Here is a 264-nt window from a genome sequence, read left to right on the forward strand (position 1 = left end):
AAAAAGTGAAGAACTAGAATCGGGAAGTAGCTCAGCTTGGTAGAGTACTTGGCTTGGGACCAAGGGGTCGCAGGTTCGAATCCTGTCTTCCCGACCATCGTTTTCTTGAAAAAAGATGGTTGACATGAATGCAACGCACATGATACATTGAAAATCTGCTCTTACTAAACAAATTGCAGGTTGGTTGAAAAACATTTCAAAAAAGTGTTTGACTACCAAAGGTCGATGTGCTAACATGAAGTTCCTGCTAGTTTAGCAGAACTA

At 40.9% G+C, this 264-nt stretch carries 1 tRNA gene; it reads left to right on the plus strand.

Features of this window, described 5'->3' with window-relative positions:
* Positions 1 to 20: 20 nt before the first annotated feature.
* Positions 21 to 97, plus strand: a tRNA-Pro gene (locus HPY31_RS28565).
* The last annotated feature ends 167 nt before the right edge of the window (positions 98 to 264 follow it).

Source organism: Brevibacillus sp. HB1.3 (assembly GCF_013186635.1).
Lineage (GTDB): Bacteria > Bacillota > Bacilli > Brevibacillales > Brevibacillaceae > Brevibacillus > Brevibacillus brevis_D.